The sequence below is a fragment of the Oceanobacillus profundus genome (assembly GCF_003515705.1).
Taxonomy (GTDB): Bacteria; Bacillota; Bacilli; order Bacillales; family Amphibacillaceae; genus Oceanobacillus; species Oceanobacillus profundus.
Genome location: NZ_QWEH01000010.1, coordinates 48,780 through 69,532, shown reverse-complemented (window position 1 = coordinate 69,532; position 20,753 = coordinate 48,780). Strand labels below are relative to the sequence as shown.

Annotated in this window: 23 protein-coding genes; 18 read left to right on the top strand and 5 right to left on the bottom strand. The window is 37.9% G+C overall.

What is annotated here, in order from left to right; genetic code table 11:
• Positions 1-125: 125 nt before the first annotated feature.
• The 5 genes from proS (at position 126) to D1B32_RS14650 (ending at position 5,206) form a co-directional block, all read left to right on the top strand.
• Positions 126-1,565, top strand: a complete 1,440-nt coding sequence (proS, locus tag D1B32_RS14670) for a proline--tRNA ligase (RefSeq protein ID WP_118889754.1) — start codon at positions 126-128, stop codon at positions 1,563-1,565.
• Between the two features lie 256 nt (positions 1,566-1,821).
• Positions 1,822-2,982, top strand: a complete 1,161-nt coding sequence (locus tag D1B32_RS14665) for a M20 family metallopeptidase (RefSeq protein ID WP_118889753.1) — start codon at positions 1,822-1,824, stop codon at positions 2,980-2,982.
• 33 nt (positions 2,983-3,015) lie between these two features.
• Positions 3,016-3,810 carry an ABC transporter substrate-binding protein gene (locus tag D1B32_RS14660; RefSeq protein ID WP_118889752.1) on the top strand — a complete coding sequence of 265 codons (795 nt, stop codon included), beginning with the start codon at positions 3,016-3,018 and terminating at the stop codon, positions 3,808-3,810.
• Between the two features lie 21 nt (positions 3,811-3,831).
• The gene (locus D1B32_RS14655; RefSeq protein WP_095311766.1) at positions 3,832-4,491 is read left to right on the top strand and encodes an amino acid ABC transporter permease; all 660 of its coding nucleotides are present in this window, start codon (positions 3,832-3,834) and stop codon (positions 4,489-4,491) included.
• Positions 4,484-5,206: an amino acid ABC transporter ATP-binding protein gene (locus tag D1B32_RS14650; RefSeq protein WP_118889751.1), complete on the top strand. Its 723-nt coding sequence runs from the start codon at positions 4,484-4,486 to the stop codon at positions 5,204-5,206. Before D1B32_RS14655 ends, D1B32_RS14650 begins: the two co-directional genes overlap by 8 nt.
• 77 nt (positions 5,207-5,283) lie before the next feature.
• Here the strand turns inward: D1B32_RS14650 and D1B32_RS14645 are convergent, their stop codons facing one another.
• A complete protein-coding gene (locus D1B32_RS14645) occupies positions 5,284-5,757 on the bottom strand; it encodes a glutathione peroxidase (protein ID WP_118889750.1) in 474 nt (157 codons plus the stop codon).
• An 83-nt stretch (positions 5,758-5,840) separates the two neighbouring features.
• Here D1B32_RS14645 and D1B32_RS14640 point away from each other — a divergent pair, with 83 nt between their 5' ends.
• Together D1B32_RS14640 and D1B32_RS14635 are read left to right on the top strand one after the other, a co-directional pair.
• Positions 5,841-6,953, top strand: a complete 1,113-nt coding sequence (locus D1B32_RS14640; RefSeq protein ID WP_118889749.1) for a mandelate racemase/muconate lactonizing enzyme family protein — start codon at positions 5,841-5,843, stop codon at positions 6,951-6,953.
• A complete protein-coding gene (locus D1B32_RS14635) occupies positions 6,950-7,642 on the top strand; it encodes a hypothetical protein (protein ID WP_118889748.1) in 693 nt (230 codons plus the stop codon). The genes D1B32_RS14640 and D1B32_RS14635 overlap by 4 nt, the downstream gene beginning before the upstream one ends.
• Before the next feature lie 82 nt (positions 7,643-7,724).
• Here the strand turns inward: D1B32_RS14635 and trhO are convergent, their stop codons facing one another.
• On the bottom strand, positions 7,725-8,696 hold the full coding sequence (gene trhO, locus D1B32_RS14630; protein WP_118889747.1) for an oxygen-dependent tRNA uridine(34) hydroxylase TrhO: 972 nt from the start codon (positions 8,694-8,696) through the stop codon (positions 7,725-7,727).
• Between the two features lie 589 nt (positions 8,697-9,285).
• On the opposite strand from trhO, the gene D1B32_RS14625 reads away from it, so the two are divergent.
• From D1B32_RS14625 to D1B32_RS14590, 8 genes are all read left to right on the top strand, one after another.
• Positions 9,286-9,546 (top strand): hypothetical protein, encoded by a 261-nt coding sequence (locus D1B32_RS14625; RefSeq protein WP_118889746.1) that lies wholly within the window; start codon positions 9,286-9,288, stop codon positions 9,544-9,546.
• A 20-nt stretch (positions 9,547-9,566) separates the two neighbouring features.
• Complete coding sequence (locus D1B32_RS14620) at positions 9,567-10,181, top strand: hypothetical protein (RefSeq protein ID WP_118889745.1); 615 nt, start codon at positions 9,567-9,569, stop codon at positions 10,179-10,181.
• 683 nt (positions 10,182-10,864) lie between these two features.
• Positions 10,865-11,071, top strand: a complete 207-nt coding sequence (locus D1B32_RS14615) for a spore coat protein (protein WP_095311780.1) — start codon at positions 10,865-10,867, stop codon at positions 11,069-11,071.
• Positions 11,072-11,193: 122 nt separating this feature from the next.
• On the top strand, positions 11,194-11,733 hold the full coding sequence (locus tag D1B32_RS14610) for a spore coat protein (protein WP_095311782.1): 540 nt from the start codon (positions 11,194-11,196) through the stop codon (positions 11,731-11,733).
• A 35-nt stretch (positions 11,734-11,768) separates the two neighbouring features.
• On the top strand, positions 11,769-12,203 hold the full coding sequence (locus D1B32_RS14605) for a spore coat protein (RefSeq protein WP_095311784.1): 435 nt from the start codon (positions 11,769-11,771) through the stop codon (positions 12,201-12,203).
• Between the two features lie 413 nt (positions 12,204-12,616).
• Positions 12,617-12,814, top strand: a complete 198-nt coding sequence (locus D1B32_RS14600; protein WP_067726342.1) for a cold shock domain-containing protein — start codon at positions 12,617-12,619, stop codon at positions 12,812-12,814.
• 87 nt (positions 12,815-12,901) lie between these two features.
• Entirely contained in the window at positions 12,902-13,615 is a 714-nt protein-coding gene (locus D1B32_RS14595; protein WP_095311801.1) for a class I SAM-dependent methyltransferase, read from the top strand.
• 22 nt (positions 13,616-13,637) lie between these two features.
• On the top strand, positions 13,638-13,880 hold the full coding sequence (locus D1B32_RS14590) for a protein YxiS (protein WP_187393167.1): 243 nt from the start codon (positions 13,638-13,640) through the stop codon (positions 13,878-13,880).
• A 115-nt stretch (positions 13,881-13,995) separates the two neighbouring features.
• Here D1B32_RS14590 and D1B32_RS14585 read toward each other — a convergent pair whose 3' ends face one another.
• On the bottom strand, positions 13,996-14,868 hold the full coding sequence (locus D1B32_RS14585) for an NAD(P)-dependent oxidoreductase (RefSeq protein ID WP_118889744.1): 873 nt from the start codon (positions 14,866-14,868) through the stop codon (positions 13,996-13,998).
• Between the two features lie 515 nt (positions 14,869-15,383).
• Here D1B32_RS14585 and D1B32_RS14580 point away from each other — a divergent pair.
• Complete coding sequence (locus D1B32_RS14580; RefSeq protein WP_118889743.1) at positions 15,384-16,043, top strand: TraR/DksA C4-type zinc finger protein; 660 nt, start codon at positions 15,384-15,386, stop codon at positions 16,041-16,043.
• Positions 16,044-16,113: 70 nt separating this feature from the next.
• Here the strand turns inward: D1B32_RS14580 and D1B32_RS14575 are convergent, their stop codons facing one another.
• Positions 16,114-16,884, bottom strand: a complete 771-nt coding sequence (locus tag D1B32_RS14575) for a zinc ribbon domain-containing protein (protein ID WP_118889742.1) — start codon at positions 16,882-16,884, stop codon at positions 16,114-16,116.
• Positions 16,885-17,131: 247 nt separating this feature from the next.
• The gene (locus D1B32_RS14570) at positions 17,132-18,454 is read right to left on the bottom strand and encodes a S1C family serine protease (RefSeq protein WP_118889741.1); all 1,323 of its coding nucleotides are present in this window, start codon (positions 18,452-18,454) and stop codon (positions 17,132-17,134) included.
• A 221-nt stretch (positions 18,455-18,675) separates the two neighbouring features.
• Between D1B32_RS14570 and D1B32_RS14565 the strand changes: the two genes are divergently transcribed.
• On the top strand, positions 18,676-19,362 hold the full coding sequence (locus tag D1B32_RS14565) for a response regulator transcription factor (RefSeq protein WP_095311813.1): 687 nt from the start codon (positions 18,676-18,678) through the stop codon (positions 19,360-19,362).
• Between the two features lie 2 nt (positions 19,363-19,364).
• A complete protein-coding gene (locus tag D1B32_RS14560) occupies positions 19,365-20,720 on the top strand; it encodes a sensor histidine kinase (RefSeq protein WP_095311815.1) in 1,356 nt (451 codons plus the stop codon).
• The last annotated feature ends 33 nt before the right edge of the window (positions 20,721-20,753 follow it).

Genomic DNA, 20,753 nt, shown 5'->3' with positions numbered 1-20,753 from the left:
CACAGGATATGCTAGTATCGGCGTTGCAAAAGGACGTTGCGATCTTAGCCGACCTCAGTCTTTTTCATCCACCTTTTTGAAGCCTATTTAGTAAAGTAAATATTTATCATAATGAGGTGTTACGTATGGGTAAAAAAAATAAGCAGTTTGTTGAGAAAGTAACTGCAATGGAAGACGACTTCGCGCAATGGTATACCGATGTCGTAAAACAAGCAGAATTAGTTGATTATGGGCAAGTACGTGGAACGATGATTATTAAGCCATATGGCTATGCAATCTGGGAAAATATTAAGGATGAATTGGATCGTATGTTTAAGGAAACAGGACATTCGAATGTTGCTTTTCCCTTATTCATTCCTGAAAGCCTATTGCAAAAGGAAAAAGATCATGTCGAAGGATTTGCACCAGAAGTTGCTTGGGTAACACATGGTGGAGACGATGAATTAGCAGAGCGAATTGCTGTCCGTCCGACATCAGAAGTGCTTTTCTGTGACTATTATTCAAAAAATATTCATTCCTATCGCGACCTGCCAAAGCTTTATAATCAATGGGGAAATGTTGTGCGCTGGGAAAAGACAACTCGTCCGTTCTTGCGTTCTTCTGAATTCCATTGGCAGGAAGGTCATACTGCACATGCCACAGATGAAGAGGCATCTCAAGAGACAAACCAAATGCTTGAGGTTTATGCATCTCTTGTTGAAGAATATTTAGCAATTCCGGTTCTTAAAGGACGTAAAACAGATAAAGAAAAATTTGCAGGTGCAAAATATACATTGACGATTGAAAGTTTAATGCATGATGGTAAGGCGCTACAATCTGGAACTTCTCATCATTTCGGTTCTGGGTTTGCAGAAGCATTTGATATTACGTACCTGGACGAAAATGGAGAAAGCCAATTTGTTCACCAAACATCTTGGGGACTTTCCACACGAATCATGGGTGCCTTAATTATGGTGCATGGGGACAATCGTGGTTTAGTCGTACCACCACGTATTGCACCAACACAAGCAATGATTGTTCCAATCGCACAGCATAAGGAAGGTGTATTGGATAAAGCATATGCATTACGTGATCAGTTAAAAGACATTGTTCGTGTCGATATTGATGGTAGCGATAAAATGCCAGGCTGGAAGTTCAATGAATATGAAATGAAAGGTATCCCAGTTCGTATTGAAATGGGACCAAAAGATATTGAAAAAGATCAAGTTGTTCTTGCACGCCGTGATACTGGGGAGAAAGAATTTGTTCCATTAAGTGACTTGGAAGAACGTTTACCAGCATTATTGGAAGAAGTGCAACAAAATCTGTATAACAAAGCATTAGCGCATCGTAATGAAATGACTACCATTGCAACAGATATGAATAACTTCAAGCAAACATTAGATGAAAAAGGCGGATTCATCAAAGCAATGTGGTGTGGCGACATGAAGTGTGAAGAAAAAATCAAAGAAGATACAACAGCAACATCGCGCTGTATCCCATTCGAACAGGAAAAGGTTGCAGATACATGTGTGTGCTGTGGCAAAGAAGCGAAAGAATTAGTCATTTGGGCAAAAGCATATTAATAAATATTTTGAATCGAGCATTGCGTAAAGCGGTGCTCGTTTTTATTTTATCTGCTGCAGACCAGAGAGGTGAAAGCGATCTGCTTAGGAGCGTAGAATTTAATAGTAAAAGATTTAAAGCCGCGGTATTTAAATTAATGGATTAATCCGAAAACATTGACTGTATTATTTTTTGCGATTACCTATTGGCAATCTAGTAGATTTGTGCTATAAATATACATACAAACTAATAAATATACATCTTATGGAGGAAATAATGAAGCAGCAGTTGATAGAAGAAATAGGAAAAATTAAACAACAACTATTGAATATTAGTGATTCTTTATATGAAAATCCAGAGCTTGGAGATCAAGAATATCAGTCGATGCAAAAGCTAGTTGCATTTTTGAAAGAACATCAATTTGAAATTGAAACAAATATCGTAGGAAGAGCGACAGCATTTAAAGCAGAATTTAATAGTGGTAAACCAGGTCCTAAAATTGCATATTTAGCAGAATATGATGCATTACCAGGCGTCGGTCATGGCTGTGGTCATAATTTAATAGGAACAATGAGTACCGGTGCAGCAGTAGCACTTAGTAAACTTTTACATGTGGTTGGTGGTAGTGTTATTGTACTAGGCACCCCAGCAGAAGAAACAAATGGGGCTAAAGTACCGATGAGTGAACAAGGAATATTTGATGACATCGATGTAGCAATGATTGTTCATCCTGGTGGGACATCTCATGAGAGTGGAGAATCGCTGGCGATGGATGCCATCCAATTTAGTTATTTTGGAAAACCGTCCCATGCAGCTGCTTCTCCGGAGCAAGGGATTAATGCACTAGATAGTGTGATTCAGTTATTTAATGGTATTAATGCACTTCGTCAGCATGTCACTTCAGATGTTCGCATCCATGGAATTATCTCTGAAGGTGGCCAGGCGGCAAATGTTGTTCCGGATAAAGCAACAGCACAGTTTTATGTCCGAGCAAAAAGTCGTGACTATTTGAATGAAGTTGTTGAAAAGGTAAAACATATCGCAGAGGGCGCAGCGAGTATGACTGGTGCATTACTCGAAATAACGAACTATGAATTAAGCTATGATAACATGATTACGAATCAAGTTTTATCCGATGTATATACGAAAAATCTGAAGGAAACGAGTAATCAAGCTGTTCTTCCGCCGAAGGCAACGTACGGTTCAATTGATATGGGGAATGTAAGCCAAGTTGTACCAGCGATCCACCCTTATATCGGTATGAATGAAGCAACGCTCGTTCCGCATACAAAGGAATTTGCTGATACTACCATTACAGAAGAGGGACATCAAGCACTTCATGATGGCGCGTTATCATTAGCAAAGACTGGCTATGATGTATTAACAGATAGTAAATTATTTAAAGCAATACAAGATGAATTTAAAAAAACGAAATAATAAAAAACATAATTGGACAAAGGGGCTAATCACATGAAATTTTCATTGGTTAAATTATTGATGGCAGCTGCAATCATTGCATTGCTTGCGGCATGTGGAACAAGTGAAACTGGGACTGGTAATGAAAATAATGCGGAGTCAGATGAAGCAGGAAATAAGGAAGTACTTACCATGGCAACATCAGCTGACTTCCCACCGTTTGAGTCCTATGATACAGAAGGTAATTTTATTGGATTCGATATTGAATTGGCACAATTAATTGCGGATGAATTAGGGTATGAACTAAAGATTGAAGATATGAATTTTGATGGCTTGGTTGGAGCGCTGCAAGCTGGACGTGTGGATATGGTTATGGCAGGAATGAGTGCGACAGAGGATCGCAGGAAAAATGTGGATTTTTCAATCGAATATAATCGCTCAGGAGAAATGTTTGTTACGAAAGAAGATGCACCAGTAGAAAGCTTAGAAGATTTAGAAGGGAAAATCGTTGGAGTTCAGCTTGGAACCATTCAAGAAGAAGGTGCTGACGAGTTAAGTAAAGAGTATGGATTTGAAGTGAAAAAAGTAGATAATGCAGGTATTTTAGTACAAGAAATGAATTCCAATCGTCTTGATGTAATGTATATGGATAAAGAAGTAGCTACAGGTTACATTGAATCTCAAGGTTTTGTTGGTTTTGATGATCCAACAACCGTATCTCCAGGAATGGCAATTGCATTCCCGAAAGAAAGCGAATTGGTGGAAGATGTCAACGGTGTGTTGGAAGAGCTTCAGTCCAATGGTAAAATTGAAGCATTACAAGAAAAATGGTTAACAGAATCAGAATAGTAGGGAATTGAGGTGATAGGCATGAATTTGGACTTCAACCAAATCGTGCCTTATATTCCTTTTATATTGGAAGGAATAGTGGCAACATTAAAGTTTGTAAGTATATCGATTATTGTAGGATTCATTCTAGGTACATTATTAGCAATATGTAAAATTACAAAGGTACCATTATTAAAATGGATAGCAGATGCATATACGTCTATTTTTAGAGGGACGCCGCTTATTTTGCAATTAATGATTATTTATTTCGCGGTACCGCAGCTAACTGGATTAGATATTACGGCATTTGTGTCAGCAGTGCTTGCATTTGGATTGAACTCGGCGGCATATGTATCTGAAATTATTCGCGCCGGAATTATGGCAGTTGATAAAGGACAAACTGAAGCAGCAGAAGCACTTGGAGTACCTTATAAATCCATGATGCTGAATATCATCCTGCCGCAGGCTTTTAAAAATATCCTTCCTGCATTGATGAATGAGTTTATTACATTAACAAAGGAATCAGCTATCGTATCTACTATTGGTTATTTAGATTTAATGCGCCGGGCACAAATTGTCGGTGCAGATATTTATCGTAATTTTGAGCCGCTTTTATTTGCTGGGCTAATTTATTGGGTAATGGTATTCATTCTCACGAAAATTGGTGGACTTGTAGAACGGAGGATGAGACAGAGTGATTAATACATCGAATTTATCTAAAACATTTGGAAAGAATGAAGTTCTTAAAGGTATTTCAACAACGATTAAGCATGGCGAAGTTGTTGCGGTTATTGGACCATCTGGTTCGGGTAAATCTACGTTTCTGCGATGTCTGAATCTTTTAGAACAACCGACATCAGGTGAGATTCATATAAACGACATAAATATTACAGCAGGAAAAGTGGATAAATTAAAAATCCGTAAAAATATCGGAATGGTATTTCAGCATTTTCATTTGTTTCCGCATATGACGGTTTTGGAAAATGTGACGTATGCACCGCAAAAGGTAAAAAACCTCTCAAAGCAAGAAGCAAATAGATTAGGCAAAGAGTTAATTGCAAAAGTTGGTTTAACGGATAAGGAAGATGCTTATCCAAATCGTTTGTCAGGTGGGCAAAAGCAGCGTGTTGCAATTGCTAGAGCACTTGCGATGGAACCAGAAATTATGCTGTTTGATGAACCGACATCTGCACTAGACCCGGAAATGGTAAAAGAAGTGCTTGATGTTATGAAGGATTTGGCTACAACTGGGATGACAATGGTTATTGTTACACATGAGATGAATTTTGCAAAAGAAGTAGCAGATAAAGTTTTGTTTCTGGATGGCGGTGTTTTGATGGAAGAAGGGGACCCGAAGGAATTCTTCACAGAACCGAAGACGAGCCGTGCGAAAGACTTTTTAGATAAAGTACTATAGAAGATGAAAAACTCCTTCCAACATAATTGTGGGGGGAGTTTTCCTATCGCTATAGGGTTTTTGAAGTACTCAAATTCTCAAAGCAATGCTTCAATCTGTTTTTCAAGCGTTGCTGGTTTTTTCTGTGGAGCAAACCGTTCAACGACCTGTCCGTTTTTATCGATGAGGAATTTGGTGAAGTTCCATTTGATTTGTTCCGTTAAGAGCCCTTTCTTTTCTGAAGTAAGATAAGAGAATAGCGGATGAGCGTTTTCCCCTTTTACATCGACCTTGCTAAACATTGGGAATGTAACACCATAGTTCTTTTTGCAAAATTGGACGATTTCTGTATCCGAACCAGGATCCTGTTCACCAAATTGATTGCAGGGGAAGCCGAGAACTTCAAATCCTTTTGTATTGTATTTTTCATATAGCTCTTGTAGCTCTTGGAATTGAGGCGTGAAGCCACACTCGCTTGCAGTATTCACGATTAGTAATACCTTACCATTATAATCAGCAAGCGATTTCTCATCACCTTGGATTGTTTTTGCTTTATAATTGTAAACAGACATATGAAACCCCTCCCTTTATTAAGAAGGATAGCAAGTGGATGATGACTAGTCAATTAACTCATAAAATGGAAAGGAAGTATACAATGAAAATCACGGAAATTGAAATATTTGCAATTCAGCTTCCGCTTATTCAGCCATTTATTATTAGCTATGAAAGATATGATTCCATGCCCTCTATTATTGTGAAGCTGACAACAGATACTGGAATCATTGGCTACGGAGAAAGCGTGTTTGATGAGCATATCACTGGAGAAACATGGGATAGCACATATGCGCTTCTGCGGACGAAATTAGCTCCAGCCATGATGGGAGAGAATCCATTACATATAGAACGACTCCACGATAAGATGGACAGACTGGTTAAAGGGGTACCGACAGCAAAGGCTGCGATTGATATTGCTTGTTACGATGCTGCTGGCAAATCACTCGGTGTCCCTGTTTATACGCTGCTAGGCGGAAGATATCATAAGAAATTCCCAATCACACATGTTCTTAGTATCGGCGCGCCAGAGGAGATGGCAGAAGAAGCTGCTGAACGAGTTGAACAAGGATACCGTTCCTTTAAAATCAAAGTTGGAACAAATATTGTAGACGATGTTAAGCGGATTCGCAGCATTCGTGAACGTGTAGGAGAAGATATCGCACTTCGTGTTGATGTGAATCAAGGATGGCAAACAAGTGCTCAAACATTACAAGCATTGGAAAAACTAAAGGATTTGTCCATCGATTGGCTGGAGCAGCCAGTGCTTGGTGATGATCTTGATGCAATGGCTGAAGTAAAAGCGAAATCAACCATTCCAATGATGATTGATGAAGGCTTGCAAGGTATGAAAGATATGCGAGACATTATCGCAAAGCGTGCCGCAGATAAAGTGAACATTAAACTCATGAAATGTGGCGGTATCTACCCGGCAAATAAGCTGGCACATATAGCTGAAATGGCAGGAATAACATGTCAGGTTGGTTCAATGGTCGAGTCCTCCGTTGGATCAGCAGCTGGATTTCATGTAGCTTTTTCGAAAAAAATAATAACGAGTGTTGAATTAACAGGTCCTTTAAAATTTGCAAAAGATGTCGGTAATTTGAAGTACGATGTACCGTTTATCCAATTAAATGAAAAACCAGGACTTGGAATTGATATAGACGAAGCAATATTAAACGATTTAACCATACATTCAGAAAGGGTTAGTCGATGAGTGAACGAATAGAAACAGGAGCACTTCGTAATGGACAAATTTTTTATGCCAGATATTTACGGATTGGAGATTTGGCGAGAATCCTGGAATTACAAAAGAAAGTCGTAAACGCTCTCCCGCACCCCGATGTGCTAGAGCCACTTACCACGGAGGAATTTACGAATATTCTAGAGGATAAGCAAATGATGATCGGTATTTTTGTAGAGAATAACCTAATAGCATTTCGTGCGATGCTTGCCCCTGAAAATGATGATGAGGGATTAGGTGCGGATATCGGGTTAAAACAAACAGAATTCCATCGCATTTTATATTCCGAAATCTCAAACGTCGATCCTAGGTTTCGAGGAAATGGGCTGCAGACATATATGGGCAAGCTGTTACTGCGTAATGTTGACCGAAATCGCTATCGCTATCTATTATCAACGGTTGCTCCTTTTAATTTTCCCAGCTTAAAGGATAAATTTTCTTTAGGTATGAAAATTGCTGTTCTTAAAGACAAATACAATGGCAAGCTTCGCTATGTATTTAGGAAGGATTTAGCATCAAGTGAGACCGAACTGCAATTGGAAGAGTGGATTGAGGTCCGTATGGATGATATTGCAAAACAGCAGGATGTGTTAGCGTTAGGCTATTATGGTGTATCTATGAGGATGGACGGAGAAGAAGTCTATGTAAGGTTTGAAAAATAGTCCATGTTTGAAATGGAAGCGGATTTTAAAAAAGGCTGCTGCACGAATGTGTTTCGTGCAGCAGCCTTTTATATTATATTGATTACGCTTCTTGCTTAAAGCTTTCACCAAGAAGTGCTAAGCGTTCTTCCACTTCTTCTTGAGATAGGTTATGCTCTTTCACGTACAAGTTACGTGGTGTTACACGGCAAGTATGTGTGCATCCGCGTAAATATTTATGCTCATTTTCTTCAGAACTAAGGATTTGTTTGTTACATTCAGGGTTCGCACAGTTTACATAGCGCTCGCATGGCTCACCATCGAAATAATCTACGCCGACTACAACGTGTTCTTTTCGATTTACAGGTACAGAGATACGCTCGTCAAATACGTACAATTGTCCGTCCCATAGATCGCCTTGTACTTCTGGATCTTTCCCATAGGTAACAATTCCGCCGTGTAATTGACCAACATCTTCAAAGCCTTCCTCTACAAGCCAGCCAGAGAATTTCTCACAGCGAATACCACCTGTACAGTACGTTAAAACTTTTTTGCCATCTAATAGCTCTTTATTTTCACGTACCCATTCTGGAAGATCGCGGAATGTTTTAATGTCTGGACGAATCGCGCCACGAAAATGGCCAAGATCGAATTCATAGTCATTACGTGCATCTAATACAACCGTATCTTCATCCAATAAAGCTTCTTTAAACTCTTTTGGACTTAAATATTTTCCTGTTGTTTCAAGTGGATTAATATCATCTTCTAAACGAAGTGTAACTAATTCGTTACGTGGACGTACATGCATCTTTTTAAACGCATGTCCATCGTGTGCATCAACTTTAAATACCATGTTTGCAAAACGTGAATCATGATGCATTGCTTCCATGTATTTATTCGTTTGTTCAATTGTTCCAGAAACGGTACCATTGATGCCTTCCTCTGCTACTAAGATACGGCCTTTTAACTCAAGGTCTTTACAAAACTTGAGGTGTTCAGCAGCGAAGCTTTCTGGATCTTCAATGTGAACATAGTTATAGTACAATAAAACCTGATAATTTTGATTGCTTTCCATTTCATTACCACCTGTTCATTCATATTTGCAAGATATAAATGGTTGGTAGTCGGTATTCTCTTTTTATCTTGCAAGAAATTATTTTATCACTTTTTTGGGCTCTTTGCCACCCTCTTCTGAAATCCAAAGATAAAACGTATTTGTCCACATTCAATTTCAAACGGTGTTTGAGCGCGAACTTTTGTCATCAACTCATTAAATTTATTTCTGCTTCAATACAAAATGAAGCATGTGTGTGTTTCATTGAATGGAGGCTAAGTTACTTGGATATTCCATCTGCTTTAAATTATCCAGCATGTGATCATAGATTGTTTGTGGTGCTATCGGGTAACTTGGATACTTATTCATGTTTATAAATACAAGGTAATTTATTTTCCATAAAAATTCCCTTCTACATCTGTAATCGTGAATAGTGGCTAAGGGGGAGCGTCTAAAAAAACAATTAAAGTGAAAAAGTCTTAGTTCAATAGTTCTGTTCTTTCGAAATTTTTGTAACTGTATTGTAATATTCTAATAATTATGCTAAGTTTTTCCTGAATGGGGGATTTTATCAGTGGAAGGAGGTTGTCTGTAGACTCAATTTAACTCGGTGGAGGGGCAGGAACAAGTTTGGGATGGCGATACAATTCGTGGATACGGGGTCCTTCTCGAAAATATTTCTTTTAAAAATGTAGACGATAAACTTAGCCTAGACCTTCGGGTTCAAATTCCTACAGATCACGACCATGAGAGAATTGCAGGCACAAGGCAAATTCATTATGAAATCAAGTTTGATGTAATTGAAAAATATGGAGATGAAAAAGTAGCAGATGCATTCAAAAGAGTTAAATTAGATTATGAAGTAGAATAGTTAGAATCGAGGTCTAATAATTGGAAAAGGCAAAACCGTTTATCGTTTCTTTTTGTATCATAGCTATATTAGCATGGGTAGTTACAAGTTGGGATCTAAAATCTGAAAATAGCCAATATAAGGAACTTAAAGATCGCCTTGAGGTTAATTTAGTAAACAATTTCTTTGAATTTAAAAATAGTTTAGAGGCAATGTCAACCAATGAATTTAAGAGTAGTTTAGAGCCATTGTTAACCAATGATATTAAAATTCAAAATATTATATTTGTACTTTCCTCAGATACATCTAATAGTCTACAATCACTAAGGTTATTACTTAGTAACAATGACTTGTCAGAAGGTGAAAAAGAGGTACTATTATCAATGCAGTCGGTATTTCGCTATACTGAGGACTTCTTATTTCGTTCATTTCATCTCCTAAATAGTAAGGAAGGGAACTCGTTTAGAAAAAACTCTTGTCCAGGAAAGAGATTAATCCAATCAGGGGATGATGTAATAAATGAATTAAATAGATTGAAAGTGCTTATTGATTCAGTAGAAGAGAGACCTGAGAGTATGACACCTAGTGTTTTCAACAGAATAATGGACGAATGGGATTTGGAATTAGCAGACGAATTAAATTGTGAACTATTGTAAGTTATTTTATTTGATAAGAGGGTTAAAACTCATTTAATATACTTCAAACTTTAACCCTCACTTTTATCAATCTTAAGTGTCAAGTTAAAGAAATGGAAGAGGTTTTAAATTACTAACATAGTGTTTTATTTTCGGGAATTAGAGAGCTCAATACCTAAGGTTTTTTGTCTATTAAATCTCTCGTTTGCTATTTTCTCTTGGCTTCTTCCGGTATTTACAGGTCATTGTAAATATTTATGTAATTTTAATATCAGTTTGAATGTAAACGGGTTCGTATCTTTTTTTTTCAGGTTTATATTCCAGAACATTTAGCTTATGATATCGTTTATCCAAGTGATTTCATCTGGTTCAGAGCTTTTCTCCCATTTTCCTCAATACATGAAATACCTTCATCACAATTTTGATGCAGCCTTGAAGAAAAAAGATATTTTCACTTATATTGCTTACATTGATAAAATATGCCTTTACATGCGTAAAAACTGTTGGCAAGTATGCAGTAGAATGCTTAATAAATATATCTTTTAGTCTCACCACAAATCGGTAAATAGCTTTCCGTTCACAATTTCATACTGCCTAAATATAACTTTCCTGATGTAGTACGCACACATCATAGACAACAGCATAGTCAATTTCTAGTTAACTTCCATAGTATAAAATATATTAAATGGAAGAGGGTGAAGTGAATGAGTGATGCACCGAAGCAGCAAATACCGGAAAAAGTAGTTGATCTTATGGTCGATAGTATATTCAGAAAAAATGGCATTAAGCCAGATGAATTAAAGAAGAATTTGACTGATGAGCAGAAGCATATGCTAAAAGAAATGGTAGAAGATTTAAAAGACCAAGTTGATCAATTCAAAAAGAGAAATGCAAATCAAAATGAAGAATAAATAGTATGAAAACACCTACACGTAGGTGTTTTCTTTATTTATAAGATTACTAGTACAACTATACAATCTTCTAGTTTTAAAAACCATAAATTATCTTATAACCAGAAGAAAGGAGTGTCAAGATGGGAGTTTACAGACGGTCAAGAGATTATAGTGATAACAGCAAGCAACAGTTTTATGTAGATTCCAAAGAACGTCGCAGAAGCAGTGGTAATAATTGTGGCGAGTGGTGTAGGAATGGGTCAAGAAACGAATCAAGATTTGAAAACAACTTTTTTTATAACAATGATGCAACAGATTCACAAAACGGTGATGAATTTGCATTTATGGAACAAGAGTCAGCGGAGCTAATTTGGGTAAAAGAGTCCTGTAATATCGAGATTAATACTACGGATACGCAAGCAGGAATTTCTCTGCAAGCAGGATTACAACTTGCGATTGCACTAGTATTACGAATTACAATCGGAGATTCTGATCAAAGTGAAGCAGTATCACAAGAGTTAATACAGCAATTTGATTTGACTCAATCAAACCGACAAAAAATCTATATTTACAATACAAAAGATGCAAGGGTCACTACAACAGATTTAGACTTAGCAGTCAATATTCAGGCTTTGCTGCAGTTATTATTAGCACTGGTCATAATCGTCGACATTTTATAAAATGAAAAATTTTACTGAAAAGAGGTGTATAGAATATGTCGAAGTATAAAGAATGGAGAGCTTTAGATCACTGTGATGATCATAGGGAGGACAATAATGCTGACGTGGAACAAGAAGCTGTACAGCGTGATTCTGTTAAGCAGGTATCAGATGAATGGATAATCATTAAGAACTCTGAAGATGTTCATGTATCTACAACAGATGCGCAAGCTGCAGTCTCCTTGCAACTTGGTATTCAAGCAGCAATCGCAGTAGTTCTTAGTATATCAATTGGTGATTCTGAACGGGCAAAGGCTGTCTTGCAAGACTTTAAACAGATTTCTAGAACAAGACAGAGCAATCGTCAAAAAACAATTGTTGATTGTTCAAAACATGTCAGAATCATTACACTGGACGCAGATGTAGCGATTAATATTCAATTGTTGATACAAATTCTTATAGCTATCGTAGCAACTTTGGATGTATTCTAGAAGAATATCTTAAGACAAAAAAATAGATGTTAAGAAGAAATAGATTTTATATGGATCGAATTTTCCCCCGCTTTCTATGCAGATTATTCGGAAAGATTTAATACCTTATACTCCGGTTTTGTACCGGAGTATATTTGCTGAGACTTGATTTAGGCTTTATTATCTTTGTATATATCCAATTTAAAAGAAATAATTCTTCATTTTAACCTTTTTTGTTATTATTAAAAAAATCAATTAGTTTTAACCGTAAATTAATTTATAAACGCTTGCATTTTTACTAAAAAGAGGTTAAAGTTAAGATAGCAAAAGGAAATTGGAGTTTGAATAATACTTTACGATCTCTTTTTCAAGATGGTGTAAAAGTATTTATGATTCAATTACTTTGCACGATATTGTATAGGGAGGTCAATCAAATGACTGGTAAAGTAAAATGGTTTAATGCAGAAAAAGGTTTTGGTTTTATCGAGCGTGAAGATGGAGACGATGTATTCGTACATTTCTCAGCAATCCAAGCTGAAGGCTTTAAAACGCTTGAAGAAGGTCAAGAAGTTGAATTTGAAATCGTAGAAGGTAACCGCGGGCCTCAGGCTGCTAACGTTACGCGCTTATAATCAATATAATTATAATAAAGACTTGTCCCTTTTTACGGGATAAGTCTTTTTTTGATTATGGATGACATTCATACGAGGGGGATTGAGATGGCTTCATTTAACTGGAAATACGAGGCAGAAACCGAGTGGGATAAGCGTGCAGTATTTTGGAACAAACGAAGTAGAGATATGTGGGACAATGGAAGCAGAAAAGATGTTCTTCCATTTATGAATAATTTTGTTAGTCAGGGCAGTAAGCTACTTGATATCGGCTGCGGAGATGGATATGGAACACACAAACTGTACAAGAGTGGTTATAATGTAACGGGTGTTGATTTGTCACCGGAAATGATTCAGATAGCGAAGTCTAGTGAAATGGATAATATTCATTTTTTTCAAGGTGATGTAAATAAGCTACCATTTGCAGCGCGAGAATTTGACGGGATCATGGCAATCAATATACTCGAATGGGTAGAAGATCCACTCTTTGCTTTGCAGGAAATGAAGCGGGTTGTAAACATAAATGGAATACTCTGTGTTGGTGTTCTTGGACCGACAGCTGGACCAAGAACAAATAGCTATCCACGTTTACATGCACAAAAGGCGATTTGCAATACTATGATGCCGTGGGAATTCAGTCAACTTGCTTCAGAGCTTTCATTAGAATGTATTGACAGCTACGGTGTTTATAAAGCAGGGGTGGAAAAAAGACATTATCATGATCTTCCGTTAAAATTAAAGCAATCACTCTCTTTTATGTGGGTATTTATGTTGAGGAATGTAGGTGAATACAGTGAACGAAAAAGACAAACAAGTTATTGAGAGCTATCAAAACGATGAAAAAATGATGATATTGATTTATTCGCAGTGGTGTATTAATAACGAGCTGGATCCAGTTGAACTTTATGAAAAGGCATATCCAGGTCAGCTGAAAAACAATGCTCTAATAGAGATCATAGAGGAGACGGTACCCGCCAAAGAATCAGCTGAGATTACTGATCAAACCGTATTAAATGTACTGCAATTATTTGGTAATGATGATTTAGCCTTTATCGTTCAAGAACATATAGAAAAGCGGGATAACTGATCTGGTGTATTCCCGCTTTCTTTATCTCCTGCGTATGAATGTTCGATCAGCTGAACCACCCCAATGTACGGGGGGTAGTCCATACTTCCGCTAAACGGGCGTATGCGCTTTGCTGCTATTCAAACCATTTCATTAATGCCTGCGTTCCGCTGTCTTCCTCACCATTCTCAGCAAGTTCCTTATATAGCTTTAATGACAGGGATAGCCCAGGAGTCTCAAGTCCCAATTCTTCTGCAGATTCCAGTGCAATCGTCATATCTTTAATGAAATGCTTAATGTAAAAACCAGGAGCAAAATCGCCTGCAAGCATACGGGGACCGAGCACTGAAAGTGAAAAGCTTCCAGCTGCACCAGATGAAATGTTTTCGAGAACACGCTCCGGGTCAAGGCCAGCCTTTTTTGCATAAACAATGGCTTCGCAAACACCAATCATTGTAGTAGCAATCGTTATTTGATTTAACATTTTCGTATACTGGCCGGAACCTGCTTCACCTTGTAGCATAATATTCTCACCAATTACTTCAAATAGTGGAAGAAGTGTTGAAAAGGCTTCTTTGTTACCACCAACCATTATCGATAGCTTTCCGTTTTTTGCGCCAACATCTCCGCCGGAAACAGGTGCGTCTAAAGCATGTATATCTCTTTCTTTTGCTTTTTGATAAATTGTTTTCGCCAACGATGGCTTAGAGGTGGTCATATCGATAACAAAGCTATCCGCTTTTGCATTTTCCAAAATACCGTTTTCGCCGAAATATACCTCTTCTACATCAACTGGATACCCAACCATCGTAATAATGACGTCCGAAGATGAAGCAAGCTCAGCTACAGAGCTTTTCCAGGCAGCTCCAAGCTCCAATAATTCTTTCGCTTTTTCTTTTGTGCGCGTATAGATGTTTATCGTATATCCAGCCTGGTGCAGATTTCTTGCCATACTTTTCCCCATAACTCCAGTTCCGACAAAACCTATTGATGTATCTTTAGTAAGCATAACTAGTCTCTCCTTATAATCCATTCTATATGAGGTTGTTCAAAAAGTCCGGTGAAAATGACACATCGTAGGGGACCTTCTGCTAAAACCGCCCACGTCCTGTGGGCAACGCAAAAGTCACCACATCCTGTGGAAGCTCGTTGGCGATAGTAGAGCTTCTACTAAGACCACCCACGTCCTGTGGGAAACGTAGAAGTCAGCACATCCTGTGCAAGCCCGTTCTCACGTATTAATTGCATACGTTCCGGTACTCAAAGCTATGCCGCCTCGAACTTCTCGGTCCTTTTCATCCTCCTTTTGAAATGCACTATATATAAGTATTCGACAATTCTTGCTTGAATCCTTTTTCACAGGCTGGAAAATATAAAACAGATAGAATAAGTTGTAGTTTATAACAATAGAGAAGGGGAAGATTCCCCGCATTGACATGATTTGGGAGCGGTATTATAGAATCAATACGCTCCATCTACACATAGTATAGTTAGCAGTAATCATATTGATGGAAGGGGATAGCAATGATCCGTAAAGAGCAACTATCCAAATGCAAAGAAGCTTTAACTACCCGGCAATCGGAATTAATTAAACACGTTCAGGATCACTTTGGAATGAAATATGAATTTGCTCAGGAAACGTCTGGTGAATTGTCAAATTATGACAATCACCCTAGCGACACAGGGAGCGAACTTTTTGAAAGAGAAAAGGATTTAGCACTTAATGAACATGCTGAAAAGGAATTGGAAGAAATCAATAAAGCCCTTCATGCGCTAGAAGAAGGAACGTATGGTATATGCAAGATATGCGGTGCAGACATTCCTTACGAGCGTTTGGTTGCAGTTCCGACAACAGATACATGTATAGAGCATGCAAAGTCCGAAGCGTTTAACCGAGGGCGTCCAATTGAAGAAGAAGTATTCAGTCCAAACATAAATCCAGACGAAGTCACAGATGAGGAGCAAGTTGGGTATGATGCTGAGGATGCATGGCAGGAAGTTAGTCGCTATGGAACTTCAGAGACCCCATCTGATTTCTATGGTGATAAAGAGCATTATAATGATATGTTTCCAAACAGTGACGAAAATGTAGGATCTGTTGAAGATTTAGAAAATATACTTGCTGCAGATATTCATGGAAAATTTACTGGTGTCGCACCAAATGATGATAAACATGAGGAATAAAGAAAAGGCTCCTGTAACCAGCCAGGAGCCTTCTCTTAAAGAGGTTTTTTTGCACTTAATGAATCGTTATTTAAAATAAGTCCGTTATACCACCTAAAAATGCGAAAATCATTTGTTGGATAAGATAACCAGCAATAAGCATACCGACAATATAAATTCCAATCAATACATAAATAGAATCAAATCCGTTAACTGGCTGTTCAAGCATAATAAATGTTGGAATAAGCAAAATTGGAGCTACTAGGCTAATTAAAATCAACGTTCCAGCAAATGGGAGCCCTACAAATGCAAGTAGTACACCTAAAATTGCAATGGTAAGGAAAGGAACAAGATAAGCTCCTACTTTAGCGGTAGTAGCCGTAATCGTTGCTTTGTGAGCAGCTACCTTTAAACCACCAAAAATCAAGGCGATAACAACTGCAAATAAAATTAACAATCGTAAAAATGGCGCTAGGAAGCCTTCAACAAACGTCGTACCGAAATAACTGCTATTCAATGTGATAAAAGTACTAAGGGAGAATAATAAAATAAAAATGGCGATCGTTATAGTTCCGGAGATCCATTCCTTACCATCAATTTTCTTTGCATGGCTTGGGTTCTTTAACAATGTTAAGAAGAAGTTTCCAAAGTTACCAGCTACTTGTTTTCCTTTTTCCAATGCTTCGTTGGTCGATTGATTTTCCGTAGTAGCAGGTTGTTTCGGTTCAGCAGCTATTACTTCTGATGTAAGATTTGGATTAGGATCTGAAGTTGCTGCAGCCTCCTCGTGTGTCAGTGATGCTCCACAATTCGTACAAAATTTTCCTGATTCTGTTTCTTCTTTACAAGATGGACAGATCATTTTTACACTTCCTTTCTAATTTGATGAGCAGATGACTTATACCATCTACTTTCGACAAAGTTCTACTAAATACCTTGTTCAAAATGAGTTTACGGAAGAATGTAGCCAAAAGCAACTATATCATTCTTATTCAAGGACTTATGCTATATGTACGAAAAGTGGACGATTTTGGTTTCGTCATCATTCATTTAAAAAACGGGCCTGCCCTTAAAAAATGTATTTTAAGGCAGACCCGTGCTCATACTTATTAATTCTCTTCAGTTTGCTCAGTTTGTTCAACAAGCTTTATATTCGTGGTTTGACGTTCACCGTCACGAATATATTCTATTTCAATTTCATCGCCGATATTTGTTTCGGAATATAAGTACTTCCGCAATTCAAGGATGGATGTTACTTCCTGACCATTAATTTTTGTAATGACATCAAATTGCTGTAAACCTGCCGCATCTGCAGGAGAGCCTGATTGTACATCTGCGACAACCATACCACCTTTAATATCTTCTGGGAGATTGATTTCATATCGGTATTGTGGTGGCACTTGATTTAGTGATGCGGTGCTTATCCCGATTAATGGACGTGATATTTCACCATTTGTTTCGAGCTGTTCCATAATCGGAAGTGCAGCATCTGCTGGAATGGCAAAACCAATCCCTTCTACAGCACCTTGAGCGATTTTCATGGAGTTGATACCAATAACTTCTCCATTCGAGTTCACTAATGCTCCACCACTATTACCAGGGTTAATTGCGGCATCTGTTTGCAGCACTTCCGTTATCCAATCCGCTTGGCCATCTTTGTTTGTATCAACCTCTACAGTTCGATTTAGCCCGCTAATTATTCCTTTTGTAACAGTGTTTGCAAAGTCTAGACCTAATGGATTACCGATTGCAAGTACTGTTTCACCAACTGCTAATTCATCGGCAGTTCCAAATTTTGCAACTGTTTCAATTGATGCACTGTCAACTTCTAGCACTGCTAAATCGGTAAGCGTATCCCCGCCAAGTACAGTTGCTGGTATACGTTCATCATCATTTAATACAATTTCAACCTCTTTGGCATTGGCAACAACGTGCTGATTCGTTACGATGTATGCTTTTCCATTTTCTTTTTTATAAATAATTCCAGATCCAGTACCAGCCTCCTGACTACCTTCCCAAACATTTCCCTGCTGCATGTTAACGACACCTACTACTGCTTCAGAGGCCTCACTTATATTGGTCGAAACATCCGCCTCCTCTGTGGCTAGTGTTTCGACAATGTTTGGTGTTGAAGTCTCTTCTGTTGTTTCATTGTTTTTCGTTTCAACTGTGTCTCCTGGAATCAAATTATTTGTGAACAAAAGCGCAACAATAACAGCCGAAATTATACCACCAACGAGTCCGCTGCCGAGTCCGCTAAAAGTCCGCTTCTTATTGGAGGTCGGTTCATTCTTTTCTGACTTGTATGTGTGTTTATCTGTATTATTTTCTTCCGATTTACTTGCTTCTGCTTTTTCCTCTTGTACGTCTGGATGATCAAGGAAATTGGAATCACGATCGTCTTTATTATGAAAGTCATTGTTATTATCCATTAAAGTGTCCTCCCTTGTTTGTTATAGAAACTATTGTATAGTTTCATTATAGAGAACCATGTTGGGAACTATTTGGGATAAATGTGGAAAAAATGTGTAATGGTACATATTGGTGTGAAGAATGGTCGGTTTATGTAAAAATAGAACTAGAATAAGTTTCTGAACCTATTTACCGGATTTTTTAAACAACCTCTATTATTAATTGAAAAAGGTGACATAACATGAATTATCATATTGGACTTGTTGAAGATGACGCGAACATCCAAAATATTGTTTCTGCTTATTTAAAGAAAGAAGGCTATGACGTAACGATTATGGATTCTGCAGAAAAAGGCTGGGAGCTCTGGGAAAATGACCCGCCTGATATGTGGATTCTTGATATCATGCTGCCAGGAATGGATGGTTATGAATTTTGTAAAAAAATACGTACGAGAAGTGATGTACCGATTATCATTATCTCTGCGAAAGATGAAGAAATCGATAAAATTCTAGGACTTGAATTAGGCGGTGATGACTATTTAACAAAGCCTTTTAGTCCTAGAGAGCTTATTGCAAGAGTGAAGCGACTTTTCCGGCGAACGCAGCCAAAACAAAATCACGCTGAAGAAGAGACAGACAGGCTGAAGGTGGACCATCTTTTAATCTACAGGGAAGACCGTCGAATTTTCTTCCAAGGAAAAGAATATGAAATAACATCTAAAGAATACGAGATGTTGTTGCTATTTGCCGAAAATCCGAACCGGGCTTTTTCGAGGGAAGAGCTATTACTAAAAATCTGGGGGAATGATTATTTCGGAAGTGATCGTGCTGTAGATGATTTAGTAAAAAGGATTCGTAAAAAAATGGACCATATCCCGCTGGAAACGGTGTGGGGCTATGGATATAGACTGCGTAAAGAAGAGGAGTAATGATGAAACTTCAATCACAGCTAAATGCGGCCTTTACAACGCTGCTACTAGTCATTATGGCAGCAGCTAGCTATGTTATTTACTCGTTGATTCTTGATTTGCTAATCCAAGACGAACAGCGGCAATTGAAGGAAACGGGAGAGCTTTTAGTTAGTTTTCTTAACGAACAGTTTGAAACGGTTGGTGATTACAGACAGTTTTATGAATTTCTGGAGGATCAGGACTTACAGCTTTTTCTATATGATCGAAATCGTGACGCTGTATTAATGTCTACAATGTCCGCTCCAGTTGCCAGTGATTTCTTTGAATCGAATAATTTCTCGGCAACCGATCAAACACTTTGGGAGTATGGAAATGAGCGATTTGTCACGTCCAGAATTTTGTTCTATCCGGAGATATCTGGATTAGAATTGATCTTGCTTACACCGATGCATGATTTAACAGTTGTACAGCAAAGCTTTTTTGTCCGCTTACTTCTCGTTTTCTTAATAGGAGCTGCTGCCGCTGTTTTACTTAGTTATTTTATGACAAATAAGCTCGTTACACCACTTTCCCAATTAAAGGGAGAGCTAAAGAAAATTGAAAAGCGAAAGTTTAACGAGATGAATCGAGTAAAGGCAACTGGAGAAATTAAAGAAGTAGAGCAAAGTGTGTATGAAATGGCCAAGGAACTGGAAAGATATATGAATTCACAGCAAACCTTCTTCCAAAATGCCAGCCATGAATTGAAGACACCATTGATGACTATCCAAGGCTATGCGGAAGGGATTAAAGATGGAATATTTGAGGATAAAGAGCAGGAAAAAGGGTTAGAAGTCATGGTCTCCGAGGTGAAGCGCTTAAAAGAAATCATAAATGAAATGATCCTACTGGCGAAACTCGACAGTGAACCATCCTCCTATACCCCAACAGCGATAGAAGGAGAGTTATTGATTGCCCAAGTTGTTGATCGTGTTATTCCATTAATCAATGAAAGAGGTATTCATTTGCATCATCATGTGGATGAAAACATTGAATTTGTTGCCGACGAGGAAAAATTTTTAAGAGCTCTATTGAATATTGTTTTTAATGGTATTCGTCATGCGAAATCAGAGGTTTCTATTCGAGTCATTCAAGAAAAGCGATATGTAGCGATTATCATTGAAGATGATGGAGAAGGTATTGAAGAGGAGCAAGCAGAACAAATCTTTCATCGGTTTGTTAAAGGAAAAGACGGGGAAACTGGTTTAGGACTAGCAATTGCACGTGCAATTGTGGAACAGTCAAACGGGAAAATAGTAGTTGGAAAATCGGAGCTTGGTGGTGCAAAGTTTGAGGTTCATTTATTTCAAGAAAGAAAAGGCATGGATAAAGGCTAATGCTTGCAATAATTGTCACCAATGGAGAACAGT